This is a genomic window from Mycolicibacter sinensis, assembly GCF_001667375.1.
Lineage (GTDB): Bacteria > Actinomycetota > Actinomycetes > Mycobacteriales > Mycobacteriaceae > Mycobacterium > Mycobacterium sinense_A.
On the sequence record NZ_LZIN01000002.1, the window covers coordinates 21,285 to 36,442 of the forward strand.

The window sequence follows — 15,158 nt, forward strand, 5'->3', positions numbered from 1 at the left end:
GGTTTCATCGGCACTGCCATTCCGGTGCCCGCTTCTCGACGAAGGCTTTGGGGCCCTCCAGCGAATCCTCGGTGTGCAGGTTGCGCTCCCGGAACGCTTCGGCGAGCATCTCGGCCTCGTGCAGCGGCAGGTCGAGGCCCTTGAGGATCGCCAGCCGGGTTCCGCGCACCGCCAGCGGCGCATTGGAGTTGAGGATGGCGGCGATCTCGTGCGCACGCTCCAGCAGACGGTCATGCTCCACCACCTCGCTGATCATCCCGAGGTCGTAGGCCCGCTGGGCGTCCATCCGCTCGTGGCGGCCCATCATCGCCATGCGCAGCGCGACCGAGCGGGGCAGTACCCGGGCCAACCGCACCACCTCGCGGCCGGCGACCAGCCCGATCGAAACGTGCGGGTCGAAGAAGGTGGCACGCGCGGAAGCGATGACGATGTCGCCGGTGGTCACCCAGTCCAGACCGGCGCCGCAACATATTCCGTTGATCGCGGCCAGGACCGGCTTGGCCATTGTCCGGAACGGTGGCGTGCCCTCCTGCGGGGCCTCCCACTGCTCGTAGGTGGACAGGTACGGCCGCTCATTGATCACCTTGCCATCGCCGGGAATCGCCTTGACGTCGGCACCGGTGCAAAACGCCCGCCCGGTACCGGTCACGATGAGCAGCCACACCCGGTCGTCGTTCTCGGCCTCGGCGTAGGCGGCCCGCAGCTCGGTGACCATGTGCGGGCTCAGCGCGTTGAGCGCCTCGGGGCGGTTCAGCGTGATCGTCGCGGTGTGCCCGTCGAGCTCATAGGTGATGGTGTCGAACGTCGGCATAGCCGGATCCCTTCTGGTCAGCGGCCGGTGAAGCCCGGCGGACGCCGCTGGGTGAACGCTGCCAATCCCTCTTTGAAATCCGCAGTGCGGCAGCTGAGTTCGAGGTTGAACAGCTCCTGCGTCATGGCTTGCGGCAGCGTCGCGTGCTGCCCGTAATGCAGTCCCTGCTTGGTCAGGCCGATCGCGATCGTGGGTCCATCGGCCAAACGTCCCAGCAGTTCTTCGGTGACAGAGTCGACCGCTGTCGGTTCCACCGCCTGATGTATCAGCCCCCAGTCTTGCGCCGAAGCCCCGCTCACCTTCTCGCCGAGCAGCAACATGCGTTTGGCCCGGGCCACTCCGGCCAGGCGCGGCAGCAACCAGGTGGCGCCCGAGTCCGGGCTGAATCCGCGCGCCAGGAACGGCTCCCAGAAGACGGCGTCGGTCGCGGCGACGGTGAAGTCGGCGGCCAGCGCCAGATTGCAGCCCAACCCGACCGCCCACCCCCGGACGCTGCACACCACCGGTAGTTGGATGGTGTGCAGCAGTTCGATCACCCGATGCGCGGCGTGCGGGATGCGCCGAACCAGATCACCGGTGCGGGGTCGCTGGCCGGTCGAGTTGGTGGCGACCCAGTCCGCTCCCGCGCAAAAGTCCGCACCGGAGCCGGTCAGGTGGATGACGCGCAGGGCATCATCACTGGCCGCCCCGGTCAGGGCGTTGATCAGCGCCTCGGTCATCGGTGGGCTGAGCGAATTGCGGCGATCCGGACGAACCAGGGTGAGCCGGAGCAGCGCACCGTCGCGCAGCACCGCCACCGAGCCGTCGGTCGCGGAGCCGGACCCGGGATCGGGGGAATCGGCCACTGTGGTGTCCATCCTTCAACGGTATATCGTGAGGGCTACAGTAGGCGATACGATTGGCGCGATTCGACCGGGAGTCGACGGGGAAGTGCTTATGGAAGACGGTTCAGGCACCTCGGCTGGCAGCGACCGGTTCGGCGAGCAGCCGCTGGAGCAGACCGTTGCGGCGGCCGGCGCCATGCGGCGGGTGGCGGGCATGCTGCTCGCACTGGAGCACCCGCACCCGGTGGTGGACGAGATGCTGGAACGATTCACCGACTGGGAACGGCAGCTGACTGCCCACGCGCCGGCTTCGCCGACGCCGCGGCTCGAGCAGGACGAGGGCGGGCGGGTCTATCTCAACCATGCCTTCGACGTCGGCGCGTTCAACCCCTGCTTTCCGGAGTACCGGTTCGACCACCTGGATGCCGAAACTGCCGCCGGGCGTGTCAGTTTCCCGGTGGTGTACGAAGGTCCGCCCGGGCTGGTACACGGCGGGTTCCTCGGGGTGTTCTTCGATTGCGTGACCCAGCATCACAGCTGCGCGGCGGGTCTGGCCGGCCGTACCCGTTCGCTGTTGGTCACCTACCGTCGCCCGACGCCCATTCTCACCGAATTGAACTTCGACATCGTGCGGAGTGAGGTCGAGCGCGGGGTCGCCTTGAACGCGCGGCTTCTGCATCGCGGTGAGGTGCTGTGCACCGGCGAGGTCGCCACCGCTGCGATGACGCCGGAGCAGGTGAGTCCCAACCGATTCGGCCGCAGACGGCCCAGTGAGGAGTCCAAGCGATGAGCGATGCCACCGATGGCCGCGTGCTCTTCGATGTCGATCCCGACGGCCGGATCGCCACTATCACCTTGAACAACCCCGGTCGCCGAAATTCCTACGACGCTGCGATGCGAGACGCGATCGCCCGTTATCTGGACCGCGTCGCCGAAGACGATGACGTCGTGGTGGTGCTGCTTCGGGGCGCCGAGGGCGTGTTCAGCACCGGCGCCGACATGAACAACGCCTACGGCTGGTACGGCGAGCGTGGCGAAGCGCCGGGTTCGGCGGCCAAGGGCCGCCCGAGCCAGCGCCGGCGGCTCGCCGTCGATCGCAAGTCGTTCGGCTTCTACCACAACCTGATGGGCTTTCCGAAGGTCACCGTGGGTGAGATCAGCGGCTACGCCCTGGGCGGCGGTTTCGAGATGGCACTCATGACCGACATCTCGGTGATCGCGCGCGACACCAGGATCGGCATGCCAGCCACCCGCTTTCTGGGCCCGGCCCTGGGCAGTCTGCACATGTTCTTCCATCGTCTGGGCCCGGTGCTGGCGCGGCGACTGCTGTTGACCGGCGACATCATCGAGGCCGGCGCGGTCGAGCATCTGGGCGTGTTCACTGAGACGTGCGATCCGGCGGCGGTGACGGCGCGGGCGCGGTACTGGGCGTGCAAGGCGGCCAAGATGCCCGCCGACGGGGTGGTCATCGCCAAAGAGGCGTTCCGGCTCGTCGAGCAGAGCCAGGCGTATCAGGGCGAAGAGGTGGCCAGCTATCTGTTTCACGCCTACGGCACCAACCTGCAGTTCGCGCCGGGCGAATTCAACTTCGTCAAGACGCGCGCGCAGCACGGCACCAAGGAGGCGTTTCGGCTGCGTGATGAGCACTTTCACGTGCCGGAGCCTTGAGCCGCTCCGGCGGGGCCACCTGCCGCGCACCGGCACCTTTACAAAAACAACGGATAATGTAAGGTCAAAGAATGCCTACGCCTGTCATCGTCGGTGCCGTCCGCACGGCCATCGGACGCTCATTCAAAGGAACGCTGGCCAACACCTCCGCGGAGACGCTGATCACCACGGTGGTGCCGGAGGTGATTCGCCGGGCCGGCATCGCACCCGCCGATATCGACGACATGATCTTCGCCGAATCCCACTACGGCGGTGGCGATATGGCCCGCTTCGCCGCAGCTGCCTGCGGGATGGAGTCGGTGCCCGGCCAGGCGGTCAACCGGCACTGCGCCGGCAGCCTGACCGCGATCGGCAACGCCGCCGCCCAGATCGGTTCCGGAATGGAGCGGGTGTTGGTCGCCGGAGGTGTGCAGACCCTGTCGATGCTGCCGGTGATGAAGATGCGCATCCCGGGCCCGGAGCTCAGCTTTGCCGAGCCGTGGATGCCGCCGACCCACCCCGAGACGGTGGATGCGCCGACCCGTGACATGTCGATCACCGTGGGATGGAACACCGCTCAGGCGGCCGGCATCAGCCGCGAGGAGATGGACGCCTGGGCGGCCCGGTCGCACCAGCGTGCGATCGCCGCGATCGACGCGGGCAAGTTCATCGACGAGATCGTGCCGCTGAAGGTCCAACTGCCCGACGGCACGGTGACCGAGTTCAGCGTGGACGAGCACCCGCGCCGCGACACCACACCGGAGAAGCTGGCGGGCCTGAAGGTGCTGCACCCAGAGATCGAAGGATTCTCGATCACCGCCGGCAACAGCAGTGGCACCAACGACGCGGCGGCCGCGGTCGCACTCGTCGACGCCGACTACGCGCAAGCCCAGGGGCTCAACGTCATGGGCACGGTGAAGGCCTGGGCGTCCGCTGGCGTCGCCCCCCGCGACACCGGCCTGGGAGCGGTCAAGGTGATCGGCAAGGTCTTGCAGCGGGCGGGTCTGGCCCCCGGCGATGTCGCGTTGTGGGAGATCAACGAGGCGTTCGCCTCGGTGCCGATCGCGGCGTGCCGCGAGTACGGCCTCGACGAGGAGCTGGTGAACTTCTCCGGCAGCGGCTGCAGCCTCGGGCACCCGATTGCTGCCTCCGGAGCGCGGATGGTGACCACCTTGGCCTACGAACTGCAGCGGCGCGGTGGCGGTATCGGCGTGGCCGCGATGTGTGCCGGCGGCGGCCAGGGCGGCGCGGTGGTGATCGAGGTTTAGCGGCGTTCGCAAGCGCGGCGGAGCCGGGCGCAGCGGGACGCCGCCATTGTGTTCAGCGGGCCTTCGGGGTACTGGCCGAGGTGCCGGGGCGACGCCGCGCCGACTTGTTGTTCTCCTCGATCAGTCGCTCGGCGTGGTCGAGGATGCAGTTGAGGCCGTACTCGAAGTTGGCGTCGTCGGCTGCCCCGATCCGATGACCCTGCTGGGTGGTCTGCGCCAGCAGCGGCGTCACCTCGGGGTCGATGACGAGCGCCTCCTCGAAGTCTGACGGCCCCTCGGCGTCCGATGCGCGGTTCTTCTCGTAGAGGCGACGCAGCACCACCGATCCGCGGATATGAACCGAGATCGTCGAGTAGGTGTCGAAGGCGTCCTGCGGCGACAGTCCCGCTTCCACCAAGCTGGCGATCGCGCGCTCCACCTCCTGGACGCCCAGTTGCGCGGCGCGGGGACTCAGCGCGGCCCGAATCAGGATGAGATCGCACAGGATCGGGTTGCCCAAGAACGTCGTCCGCATGCTGTGGGCGTGGTTGCGCAACGTCTGGCGCCAGTCCTTGGCCTTTACGTACGGGGTGGCGAACACGTACTGGCGCAGCGCCCGGCTGGTCATCGCGTTGAGGAGGTCGTCCTTCTTGCGGAAGTACCAGTAGATGCTCGTGACACCGACGCCGAGGTGTTTGCCAAGCAACGGCATGCTCAGATTGTCGACCCCGATCTGTTCGGCGAGCTCGAACGCGCCGTCGATGATGTCGTCGGGATTGATGGATCCGCGCTCGCGCCGCTGACGCTTCTCGGCGACAGGCTGCTTTGCCACTGCGGGTACCTCCAGTTCTGGCCGCGCGGCCGGTTTGTTGCCGTCAAACCTACCTGTGCCCGTCGTCGTCCCCGGGAAGTGAGCTTCTCTTACCGTAAAGCATATGGTAAGCATTTTGGTATAACTTGTCACAACGCTCGAGGGGTTGCCCGTGTCAGATGAAGTGCTCACCGAACGTCGTGGACGAACCCTCATCATCACGATCAACCGTCCGGAGGCCCGCAACGCGGCCAACAAAGCGGTCGCCGAAGGCTTGGCCGCGGCCTGCGACGAGCTCGATGACACCCCGGAGCTGTCGGCCGCGGTGCTGACCGGTGCCGGCGGCAATTTCTGTGCCGGAATGGATCTCAAGGCGTTCGCGGCCGGCGAGCTGGCCTATGTCCCGGGACGGGGGCTGGGCTTCACCGAGCGCCCGCCGCGCAAGCCGCTCATCTCCGCCGTCGAGGGTCACGCGGTGGCCGGCGGCACCGAGCTGGTGCTGGCCACCGACCTGGTGGTGGCCGCCAAAGACGCGAAGTTCGGCATTCCGGAGGTCAAGCGGGGGCTGGTGGCCGCCGGCGGGGGCCTGTTGCGGCTGCCGCACCGCATCCCCTATCAGAAGGCGCTCGAATTGGCTTTGACCGGTGAGAGTTTCACCGCCGAACAGGGCGCCCAGTGGGGCTTCGTCAACGTCCTGACCGAACCGGGTGAAGCACTGGCCGGGGCCATTGAGCTGGCCGAGCGGATCACCGCCAACGGGCCGCTCGCGGTGGCGGTGACCAAGGACATCATGGTCCAGTCCGCGGACTGGTCCTCCGACGAGATGTGGCAGAAGCAGGGCGAGCTGATCTCGCCGGTGTTCGCGTCCAACGACGCGAAGGAAGGCGCCATCGCCTTCGCGCAGAAGCGCGCACCCAACTGGACCGGGACCTGACCCCGGCGCACAGCCCTTTTGAACTCGTAGGTCGAAACGTGAGGAGCAGTCATGTCTTTCGCAGGTGAAGTGGTCCTGGTTACCGGAGGCGCCGGCGGCCTGGGTGAGGCCACGGTCCGCCGGTTGCACGAAGCCGGTGCGGCGGTCGTCATCGCCGACGTCGCCGACGAGAAGGCCACCAAGCTGGCGAACGAGCTGGGCAACAAGGCCGTCTACGCGCGCACCGATGTCCTCAACGACGACGACGTGCAGGCGGCGCTGGCCAAGGCCGACGAACTCGGCACGCTGCGTTACGCGGTGATCGCCCACGGGGGCTTCGGCGTGGCGGACAAGATCGTCGCCCGCGACGGCAGCCCCGCCCCGATGGAGGGCTTCACCAAGACCATCGCGCTGTATCTGACCGGCACCTATAACGTGCTGCGGCTGGCGGCGGCCAAGATCGCCACCACCGAGCCCGGCTCCGGCGGTGAGCGGGGCGCGATCGTGATGACGTCGTCGATCGCCGGCATCGAGGGGCAGATCGGCCAGTCCTCGTACGCGGCCGCCAAGGGCGGGGTGATCGGGTTGACGCTGTGCGGCGCCCGGGATCTCAGCTCGGTCGGAATCCGGTTGAACAGCATTGCTCCGGGCACCATCCGGACGCCGGCGATGGAACGCGCCACCGATGCGATGCTGGCGAAATTCTCCGAAACGGTGCCGTTCCCCAAGCGGCTGGGCACCCCCGATGAGTACGCCAACCTGGCGCAGCACCTGTTGGAAAACACCTACATCAACGGCGAAGTCGTGCGCATCGACGGCGCGCAACGCTTCCAGCCGCGCTGACGCGTGGACCTGGGCCTGCAAGACGCGCGCGCTGTCGTCGTCGGCGGCGGCCGCGGCATGGGGTTGGCCACCGCGCGCTGCCTGGCCGACGACGGCGCCCGGGTCGCCGTCGTCGCGCGCTCGGCCGCCGACCTCGACCGGGCAACCGACGACCTGACGCGGCGCGGCAGCCCCGACGCGGTCGGCTTGGTCGCCGACGCCACCGACGAGCAGCGGGTAGGGGAGGTCTTCGCCGAGTTGGGGAGGCGCTGGGGCGGCGAACTCAACATCCTCATCAACGCGGCCGGACCCGACGTGCAGGGCACCTTCGACGATCTCACCGACGAGCGGTGGCGCCGGGCCATCGACCAGGGTGCGATGGGCATGGTGCACACCGTACGAGCCGCACTTCCCTTGCTGCGCAAAGCCGAATGGGCTCGGATCGTCAACTTCTCGGCGCATTCGACGCAGCGGCAAAGCACCGTGCTGGCCGCCTACACCGCCGCCAAGGCGATGGTCAACAGCGTCTCGAAGAACTTGTCGCTGCTGCTGGCTCCCGATGAGATCCTGGTCAACGTGGTCTCTCCCGGCAGCGTGGCTTCCGAGGCACTGGTCGGCTGGGCACGCTCCGTCGGGCTGGATGGTGAGGACCCGTACCGATTGATGGAAGCCATCACCGAGCACTTCGGCCATCCGGCGCACCTGCCGCGGGCCGGACTGCCGGATGAAGTCGGGTCCGTTGCGGCCTTTCTGGCCTCGCGGCGCAACTCCTACATGACCGGTGCCAACGTCAACGTCGACGGTGGCTCCGATTTCGTGTGATGCGCAACCCGGCGACCCGCCTCTGACCTGCTGACATAGCGATTTTCAGGCGGAGGATGAGGGTTGCGGAATGCGCTACCGAAAGGTATACAGTAAGAGTTATTCCAGTCGGACTCCGAAGGGCGCTCAGGGCGAGGAGGTGCGGGTCGATGACCGCTGCCGACGACAGCGCGCTCGTTGCCACGAGTTCCTCGGACGACCCAGCGGTGCTCTACGAGGTGCGGGGCGGCGTCGCGGTGATCGCCTTCAACCGTCCGCAGCGGCTCAACTCCTGGGGGCCCGACATCGCGGCTGGTTTCTACGCCGCGATCGATCGCGCCGAAGCCGCCCCCGCGGTACGGGCGATCGTGGTGACCGGCAGTGGTCGCGGATTCTGTGCCGGCGCGAATCTGGGTCCGGCCACCAACTCCGAGGCATCGGAGCCCGACGTATCCACAACCGATGTGGCCCAATTGGTCGGGGAGCGTCATCCACATTTCCTGACCGAATTGCGTAAACCCGTCATCGCCGCGATCAACGGCGCCTGTGTCGGCATCGGGCTGACCCACGCGTTGATGTGCGACATCCGGTTCGCGGCGGCCGGAGCCAAGTTCGCCACCGCGTTCACCCGCCGCGGATTGATCGCCGAATACGGGATTACCTGGATCCTGCCGCGGCTGGCCGGCTGGGGTGCGGCGATGGATCTGCTGCTGAGCGGGCGGACCTTCCTGGCAGAGGAGGCCCGCGAACTCGGCCTAGTCAACCACGTCGTGCCGCCCGACCGACTGTTGGAGCGGGCCATGCAATACGCCGAAGACATCGCCACCAACTGCTCGCCGGCGTCCCTGGCGGTGATCAAGGCGCAGGCCTACCGCGACGCCCTCGATGATGTCGCCGCGGTGAGCGCACGTGCCGAGAAGCTGATGTACGAATCGCTGGCGCGGCCCGACCTCATCGAGGGCATCACGAGTTTTCTCCAGAAGCGGCCGCCACAATTCCCGCCGCTGAGTGAATGACTAACGCAGGGAGAGGGCTAAGTTCATGACGCTGGATTACAAGGCGATCGACGTCGACAACCACTACTACGAGCCGGTGGACTCGTTCACCCGGCACCTGGACAAGAAGTTCAAGCGTCGCGGTGTGCAGATGCTCAACGACGGCAAGCGCACGCAGGCGGTGATCGGCGACCGGGTCAACCACTTCATCCCCAACCCGACGTTCGACCCGATCATCGTGCCGGGCTGCCTGGATCTGCTGTTCCGCGGCGAGATCCCCGAGGGCGTCGACCCCGCGTCACTGATGAAGGTCGAGCGGCTGGCCGAACACCCGGAATACCAGAACCGTGACGCCCGGGTGACGGTGATGGACAGCCAGGGCATCGAAACCGCGTTCATGCTGCCGACTTTCGCCTGCGGGGTCGAAGAGGCCCTCAAACACGACATCGAAGCGACGATGGCCTCGGTGCACGCCTTCAACCGGTGGCTCGACGAGGACTGGGGTTTCGACCGGCCCGATCACCGGATCATCGCGGCGCCGATCATCTCCCTGGCCGATCCAGTCGCCGCGGTGGCCGAAGTCGAGGAGGTGCTGGCCAAGGGCGCCAAGATGGTGCTGGTGCGGCCCGCGCCGGTACCCGGTGCGGTCAAGCCGCGCTCGCTAGGCGATCCCAGCCATGACCCGGTCTGGGCTCGGCTCGCCGAAGCCGGGGTGCCGGTCGGATTTCACCTGTCCGACAGCGGTTATCTGGCGATCGCCGCCCTGTGGGGCGGCCAATCGACCTTCGAGGGATTCGGCGCCAAGGATCCGCTGGACACGGTGCTGCTCGACGACCGGGCGATTCACGACACGATGGCTGCGATGATCGTGCACCAAGTGTTCAGCCGGCACCCGAACCTGAAGGTGGCCAGCATCGAGAACGGCTCGTACTTCGTGCACCGGTTGATCAAACGGCTCAAGAAGGCCGCCAACAGCCAGCCGCGGTACTTCGCCGAGGATCCGGTCGAGCAGCTGCGCAACAACGTCTGGATCGCTCCCTACTACGAGGACGACCTTCCGCTGCTGGCCGAGACCATCGGCGTCGACAAGATCCTGTTCGGCTCGGACTGGCCGCACGGTGAGGGACTGGAAGATCCGGTGGCGTTCACCGAGGAGCTGTCCGCTTTCAGCGCCGGTGACATCCGGAAGATCATGCGCGACAACGCCTTGGACCTGCTCGGCGTGAACGTGCGGGCATAGGTTGCCGTTGCCATGAGCGAGTGGACCATCGGCGCGGTCCTCGACGAGATCGCCGTGGCCGTTCCCGACCGGACCATGACGATCTGCGCGAACCGGCGCAGCACCTTCGCCGAATCCGCGGAGCGCACCCGCCGGCTGGCCAACTTCTTGGCCGGCCGGGGCCTGGGCGCCCATCGTGAGCGCGCGGAGCTGAGCAACTGGGAATGCGGCCAGGACCGGGTTGCTCTGCTCATGCACAACGACCTCTACCCGGACATGGTGATCGGCTGCCTCAAGGCGCGGACGGTACCGGTCAACGTCAACCACTACTACGCACCGGCCGAAATCGCCGACCTGCTACGCTATCTCGGGCCGCGCGGCATCATCTATCACCGGGCGCTGGGGGCGAAGTTCGCCGACATCATCGCTGCGGCCGGCATCGACCTGCTGATCTCGATCGATGACGGCAGTGACGCTCCCGAGTCGGCGGGTGCGATCCGGCTCGATGATGCGCTGGCGCAAGGCGGCACCGATCACACGACGGCGGGTTCGCCCGACGATCTGATGATGATCTGCACCGGCGGCACCACCGGACGCCCCAAGGGCGTGCTGTGGCGGCAGAGCGACATCTACGTCTCCTCGATGGTCGGGGACGACCACGCCTCCGCGGCGGAGATTCACCAGAAGGTGAGCAACGCCGGTTCGCCCTGGTTCGCGCTGTCACCGCTGATGCACGCGGCGGGTATGTGGACCGCGTTCTCGGCGTTCCTGAGCGGTCAGACGGTGATCCTCAACGACACCCGCACCAAATTCGATCCGCGCGCGGTGCTGCAAATGGTTGAGCGCGAGCGCGTCGGGCTGATGACGATGGTGGGTGACGCCTACGCGGCACCGTTGGTGGAGGAACTGGGCAGGGGAAGCTATGACCTGTCCTCGCTGTACGCGATCGGGACCGGCGGTGCCGCCACCAACCCGAAGTATCAGGCGGCGCTGCTGGAGTACCTTCCGCAGATCACCCTGATCAACGGGTACGGCTCCTCGGAGACAGGAAACATGGGTTTCGGCCGCAGCCAGCGCGATTCGCGGCGCGATACGTTCGACCTGCGCACCGGCGGAGCCGTGGCCTCCGAGGACCGCGTCAGATTCCTGAAACCCGGTGAACCCGAGGTCGGTTGGGTGGTGCGGACCGGCCGTATCCCACTCGGCTACTTCGAGGATGCCGACGCCACCGAGCGCACCTTTTGTCAGATCGACGGCCGGCGGGTGGTGATCTCCGGCGACCGGGCCTCGATCGAGGAGGACGGCACGCTGCGGTTGTTCGGCCGCGATGCCCTGGTGGTCAACACCGGCGGGGAAAAGGTTTTCGTCGAGGACGTCGAGGAAGTGCTGCGTGCCCACCCCGCGGTGGCGGACGCTCTGGTGGTGGGTCGGTCCAGTCCTCGGTGGGGCGAGGAGCTGGCCGCGCTGGTGGCGCTGCGTCCGGACGCCGACGCCACTGGGGAGCTGCTCGCGGCGCACTGTAGGGCGTCACTGGCGGGATTCAAGGTGCCCAAGGAGTTCCTCGTCGTGCCCGAGGTCCGTCGGCTGGGCAACGGCAAGGCCGATTACCGGTGGGCAAAAAGCCACGTGAACGAAGAGGTGGCCACAGGGTGATGAGTGCAATCGATTGTCTGGTCAACGTTCACTTCGGCGAACGTGAACAGCCCGCCTGGATGGCCAAGACGCGGGACGACTACTTCAAGGGCCCGAAGTCGATGTTCGAGCCGGCCGACATGTCGGCGCTGCTCGACGAGATGGACGCCAACGGTGTGACTAAGGCCGTGCTGATGGACAACCTGGCCACACCGTCGGTGACTGCGCGAAAGTTCGTGCAGGCCAGGCCGGACCGGTTCGTGCTGGCGATGGGCGGGTTGAATCTGCTGCGCCCGGTTCCGGCGCTTCGCGACCTCAGCGCCGTCGTCAAGGACCTGCCGGTGGTCTACGCCGTGGTGGGACCGAGTTTCTGGGGCGACGGCCAGTACCCGCCGAGTGATGCGGTCTACTACCCGCTCTACGCCAAGTGCGCCGAGCTGGATCTGCCGCTGTGCATCAACACCGGCATCCCGGGACCGCCGATCCCCGGTGAGGTGCAGAACCCGATCCACCTGGACCGGGTCTGCGTGCGCTTCCCCGAACTGCGGCTGTGCATGATCCACGGCGCCGACCCGTGGTGGGACGTCGCGATCCGGATGCTGATCAAATACCGCAACCTGCGGCTGATGACCTCGGCATGGTCGCCGAAACGGTTGCCGGAAAGCCTTTTGCACTTCATGCGAACTCGCGGCGCCGACAAGATCATCTTCGCCTCGGACTGGCCGGTGCTGCGGATGAATCGCGTGGTGCCCGAGGCGCTGGGGCTGGATCTGCCGCCCGAGGTGATGGACAAATACCTGTACCACAATGCACACGAGTTTTTCTTCGGCGACCACGAGGAGCACTGATCAATGGACCGATACGAGCTGCGCCGGCTGGACTACAGCCTGACCGAGGACCATCAGGCGCTGCAAGCCGCCTACAAGCAGTTCTTCACCACGCACTGCGATATCGAAACCGTCCGTGCCGCAGAGGAATCCGGGTTCGACAAGAACCTGTGGGAGCGGCTCTGCGCGATGGGCGCGACGACGATGGCGCTGCCGGAATCGGCCGGCGGCGACGGCGCCACCCTGGTGGACCTCACCCTGGTCGCCGAGGAGATCGGCCGGGCGCTGGCCCCAGTGCCCTGGATCGATCACGTTTGCGCCGCACGGCTGTTGGCGCGGCTTGGTGCGATGGATGCCGACGTCGTGCGCGGTAGCCAACTGGCCGCATTAGACCCGCATCAGGACACCATTGTCGGGCCACGGCTGCTCCCCGCCGGGTCGATCGCCGATGCGATCGTCCTCCGCGACGGCGATGAGATCGTCAGCCTGACGTTCGACACCCGGGCGACGACGGTCGAGAACATCGGCCGGCTGCCAATGGCCTGGATCGACCCGGCGGCGGCCGACAGCCGGACGGTGCTGGCCGGCGGGGCCGGCGCGCTGGCGGAATACCAGCGGGCCCTGGATGAATGGCGGCTGCTGACCGCCGCCGCCTTGGTGGGCATGGTGGAGCAGACCATGACCATCGCCGCGGAATTCGCCAAGACCCGCTACACCCTTGGGGTGCCGATCGGGACCTTGCAGGCCATCTCCCACCCGCTGGCGAACATGGCGATCACCGTCGCGAGCGGGCGCAACCTGGCCTATCGAGCCGGATGGTTCATGGACAACGAACCCGACGAGCGGCCGGAGCTGGCGGCGTCGGCGTTCGTGTTCATGGCCGAGGAAGCCGCCAAGGCCGCCACCATGGCGGTGCACATCCAAGGCGGCCTCGGGGTCTCGGCCGAAGCCGCCGCCACGGCGTACCTGGTGCGGGCCCGCGGCTGGCCACTGGCCGGTGGCGACCCCGGCGTCAGCGCCTGCCGCATAGCGGAGCTCATCGCCGTTCGTGAAACAGCCGTTCGTGAGACAGTCGCCCGTCAAACAGCCGACCGCGCAGCCCTTTAAGACTGGAGCATCATGGACTTCTCCCGACCGCAACTGACCGACGACGACCAGGCCTTCCTCGACGAGGCCCGCACCTTCCTCGCCACCCACGTGACCGAGGAGGTCAAGCGCCGCGACCGTGAGACCGGCGACAACTTCGACGAAGGCGTTCACCTGGCGCTGGGTGCCGCCGGCTATCTGGAGGCCGAGTGGAAGACCGAAGCCGACGGCGGCTTCTCCCGGGTGCGCCGGCGCATCTGGGAACTGGAGAAGCGTCGCGCGCACGTACCGTGGGTGACCTGGGGGACCACCGCCATGGTGGCCCGCTCGGTCGACAAATTCGGTTCGTCCGAGCTGCGTGACGAGGTGCTTCCGGGCGTCTTCAGCGGCCACGTCCGGCTCTGCTTGGGCTACACCGAACCCGAAGGCGGCTCCGACGTCGCGACCTGCAAGACCCGCGCGGTCCGCGACGGGGACAGCTGGATTATCAACGGCTCCAAGATGTTCACCACCGGCGCGCACAACTGCCAGTACGTCTTCTTGATCACCAACACCGACCCGGATGCGCGAAAGCACAAGAGCCTGACCATGTTCCTGGTTCCGCTGAATACGCCGGGCATCGAGATCCAGGGGCTGCGCACCGTCGACGGTGACCGCACCAACATCGTCTACTACAGCGATGTCCGGATCGATGACAAATACCGGCTGGGTGAGGTCAACGGCGGCTGGACCGTGCTTCGCGAACCGCTCAACGTCGAGCACGGCGCCGTCGACGCCGATCCCGATGGGTTGCAGGATGTCTCGATCATGATGCACCAGGCGAATTTCATGGCCGAAGCCGTCGACAAAGCGGGTGCGGTCGTCGGGCGGTCGGGGCGCATCGACGACCGCGCGGTCGCCTACCGGCTGGGACGGGCCGCGGCGCGGGTGGAGGCGTCGCTGTCGGCGCCGTCCATTTTCGGGCGGGTAGCGCTTGCCCAGACGATGCGCGACATCTCACCGGATCTGATGGACCTGCTGGGAAGCGCGTCGGCGCTGCCGATCGGCACCGACGGCTCCATCGATGAGGGGGCTTCGGACTACATCTACCGGTTCGCCCCGCTGGTCGGCATCTACGGCGGCACGTTGGAGGTGTTCCGCAACATGATCGCCCAGTACGTGCTTGGCCTGGGCAAGCCGAATTACTCGCCGCCGGTGGTCAAGACGTCGTAGCTCAAGACTTCGTGATGCGGCGGTGATAGCTCGACGGTGACTCGCCGGCGAATTTGGTGAACGCGCGGGTGAAGGCGCTCAGGCTGTCGAAGCCGACGGCCGTCGCGGTCTGCTGGACACCCTGATCGGGGGCGGCCAGCAACGCCATCGCCTGCAGCATCCGGGCATGCAGCAGATAGGTCCGCCACGAGATGCCGATCACCGCTTCGAACTGGCGGCGCAGGGTGCGCTCGGAGACCGCGACGGCGTGGCTGACCTGCGCCGCGGTCACCGCCGACAGATGCGCCTTGGTGTAGTCCATCGCGGCGCCC

Annotated in this window: 16 protein-coding genes; 12 read left to right on the top strand and 4 right to left on the bottom strand. The window is 67.1% G+C overall.

Translation table 11 applies throughout. The annotated features are described in order from the left end of the window. Positions 1-4 precede the first annotated feature (4 nt). Together A5771_RS00345 and A5771_RS00350 are read right to left on the bottom strand one after the other, a co-directional pair. A complete protein-coding gene (locus A5771_RS00345; protein WP_064853218.1) occupies positions 5-811 on the bottom strand; it encodes an enoyl-CoA hydratase/isomerase family protein in 807 nt (268 codons plus the stop codon). Positions 812-828: 17 nt separating this feature from the next. After that, positions 829-1,668: an enoyl-CoA hydratase/isomerase family protein gene (locus tag A5771_RS00350; protein WP_064853219.1), complete on the bottom strand. Its 840-nt coding sequence runs from the start codon at positions 1,666-1,668 to the stop codon at positions 829-831. 79 nt (positions 1,669-1,747) lie between these two features. Here A5771_RS00350 and A5771_RS00355 point away from each other — a divergent pair, with 79 nt between their 5' ends. From A5771_RS00355 to A5771_RS00365, 3 genes are all read left to right on the top strand, one after another. Continuing rightward, positions 1,748-2,425, top strand: coding sequence for a hypothetical protein (locus A5771_RS00355; protein ID WP_064853220.1), 678 nt, complete (start codon positions 1,748-1,750; stop codon positions 2,423-2,425). Beyond that, on the top strand, positions 2,422-3,303 hold the full coding sequence (locus A5771_RS00360) for an enoyl-CoA hydratase/isomerase family protein (protein ID WP_064853221.1): 882 nt from the start codon (positions 2,422-2,424) through the stop codon (positions 3,301-3,303). The genes A5771_RS00355 and A5771_RS00360 overlap by 4 nt, the downstream gene beginning before the upstream one ends. A 71-nt stretch (positions 3,304-3,374) precedes the next feature. Beyond that, on the top strand, positions 3,375-4,550 hold the full coding sequence (locus A5771_RS00365) for a thiolase family protein (RefSeq protein ID WP_064853222.1): 1,176 nt from the start codon (positions 3,375-3,377) through the stop codon (positions 4,548-4,550). A gap of 52 nt (positions 4,551-4,602) precedes the next feature. On the opposite strand, the gene A5771_RS00370 is transcribed toward A5771_RS00365, so the two are convergent. Next, positions 4,603-5,361, bottom strand: a complete 759-nt coding sequence (locus tag A5771_RS00370; RefSeq protein ID WP_064853223.1) for a TetR/AcrR family transcriptional regulator — start codon at positions 5,359-5,361, stop codon at positions 4,603-4,605. Positions 5,362-5,512: 151 nt separating this feature from the next. Here A5771_RS00370 and A5771_RS00375 point away from each other — a divergent pair, with 151 nt between their 5' ends. The 9 genes from A5771_RS00375 (at position 5,513) to A5771_RS00415 (ending at position 14,847) form a co-directional block, all read left to right on the top strand. Then, positions 5,513-6,274, top strand: a complete 762-nt coding sequence (locus tag A5771_RS00375; RefSeq protein ID WP_064853224.1) for a crotonase/enoyl-CoA hydratase family protein — start codon at positions 5,513-5,515, stop codon at positions 6,272-6,274. A gap of 51 nt (positions 6,275-6,325) precedes the next feature. After that, positions 6,326-7,096 (top strand): SDR family oxidoreductase, encoded by a 771-nt coding sequence (locus tag A5771_RS00380; protein WP_064853225.1) that lies wholly within the window; start codon positions 6,326-6,328, stop codon positions 7,094-7,096. 3 nt (positions 7,097-7,099) lie between these two features. After that, positions 7,100-7,897 carry an SDR family NAD(P)-dependent oxidoreductase gene (locus A5771_RS00385; RefSeq protein ID WP_064853226.1) on the top strand — a complete coding sequence of 266 codons (798 nt, stop codon included), beginning with the start codon at positions 7,100-7,102 and terminating at the stop codon, positions 7,895-7,897. A gap of 149 nt (positions 7,898-8,046) precedes the next feature. Then, complete coding sequence (locus A5771_RS00390; protein WP_064853227.1) at positions 8,047-8,892, top strand: enoyl-CoA hydratase; 846 nt, start codon at positions 8,047-8,049, stop codon at positions 8,890-8,892. A 25-nt stretch (positions 8,893-8,917) separates the two neighbouring features. Continuing rightward, positions 8,918-10,111 carry an amidohydrolase family protein gene (locus A5771_RS00395; protein WP_064853228.1) on the top strand — a complete coding sequence of 398 codons (1,194 nt, stop codon included), beginning with the start codon at positions 8,918-8,920 and terminating at the stop codon, positions 10,109-10,111. A 12-nt stretch (positions 10,112-10,123) separates the two neighbouring features. Beyond that, the gene (locus tag A5771_RS00400) at positions 10,124-11,743 is read left to right on the top strand and encodes an acyl-CoA synthetase (RefSeq protein WP_064853229.1); all 1,620 of its coding nucleotides are present in this window, start codon (positions 10,124-10,126) and stop codon (positions 11,741-11,743) included. Beyond that, positions 11,743-12,570 (top strand): amidohydrolase family protein, encoded by an 828-nt coding sequence (locus A5771_RS00405; RefSeq protein WP_064853230.1) that lies wholly within the window; start codon positions 11,743-11,745, stop codon positions 12,568-12,570. Before A5771_RS00400 ends, A5771_RS00405 begins: the two co-directional genes overlap by 1 nt. A 3-nt stretch (positions 12,571-12,573) precedes the next feature. After that, positions 12,574-13,656, top strand: coding sequence for an acyl-CoA dehydrogenase family protein (locus tag A5771_RS00410; RefSeq protein WP_064853231.1), 1,083 nt, complete (start codon positions 12,574-12,576; stop codon positions 13,654-13,656). A gap of 12 nt (positions 13,657-13,668) precedes the next feature. After that, positions 13,669-14,847, top strand: a complete 1,179-nt coding sequence (locus tag A5771_RS00415) for an acyl-CoA dehydrogenase family protein (RefSeq protein ID WP_064853232.1) — start codon at positions 13,669-13,671, stop codon at positions 14,845-14,847. Between the two features lies 1 nt (position 14,848). Here the strand turns inward: A5771_RS00415 and A5771_RS00420 are convergent. After that, the coding region (locus tag A5771_RS00420) for a helix-turn-helix transcriptional regulator (protein WP_131808869.1) at positions 14,849-15,158 on the bottom strand (310 nt) is incomplete at its 5' end.

Excerpts from the sequence above, each read along its gene's own strand:
- A5771_RS00410 (WP_064853231.1), top strand. The coding sequence starts at position 12,574 with ATGGACCGATACGAGCTGCGCCGGCTGGACTACAGCCTGACCGAGGAC.
- A5771_RS00360 (WP_064853221.1), top strand. The coding sequence starts at position 2,422 with ATGAGCGATGCCACCGATGGCCGCGTGCTCTTCGATGTCGATCCCGAC.
- A5771_RS00365 (WP_064853222.1), top strand. The coding sequence starts at position 3,375 with ATGCCTACGCCTGTCATCGTCGGTGCCGTCCGCACGGCCATCGGACGC.
- A5771_RS00400 (WP_064853229.1), top strand. The coding sequence starts at position 10,124 with ATGAGCGAGTGGACCATCGGCGCGGTCCTCGACGAGATCGCCGTGGCC.
- A5771_RS00355 (WP_064853220.1), top strand. The coding sequence starts at position 1,748 with ATGGAAGACGGTTCAGGCACCTCGGCTGGCAGCGACCGGTTCGGCGAG.
- A5771_RS00390 (WP_064853227.1), top strand. The coding sequence starts at position 8,047 with ATGACCGCTGCCGACGACAGCGCGCTCGTTGCCACGAGTTCCTCGGAC.
- A5771_RS00350 (WP_064853219.1), bottom strand. The coding sequence starts at position 1,668 with ATGGACACCACAGTGGCCGATTCCCCCGATCCCGGGTCCGGCTCCGCG.
- A5771_RS00380 (WP_064853225.1), top strand. The coding sequence starts at position 6,326 with ATGTCTTTCGCAGGTGAAGTGGTCCTGGTTACCGGAGGCGCCGGCGGC.
- A5771_RS00395 (WP_064853228.1), top strand. The coding sequence starts at position 8,918 with ATGACGCTGGATTACAAGGCGATCGACGTCGACAACCACTACTACGAG.
- A5771_RS00405 (WP_064853230.1), top strand. The coding sequence starts at position 11,743 with ATGAGTGCAATCGATTGTCTGGTCAACGTTCACTTCGGCGAACGTGAA.
- A5771_RS00345 (WP_064853218.1), bottom strand. The coding sequence starts at position 811 with ATGCCGACGTTCGACACCATCACCTATGAGCTCGACGGGCACACCGCG.
- A5771_RS00415 (WP_064853232.1), top strand. The coding sequence starts at position 13,669 with ATGGACTTCTCCCGACCGCAACTGACCGACGACGACCAGGCCTTCCTC.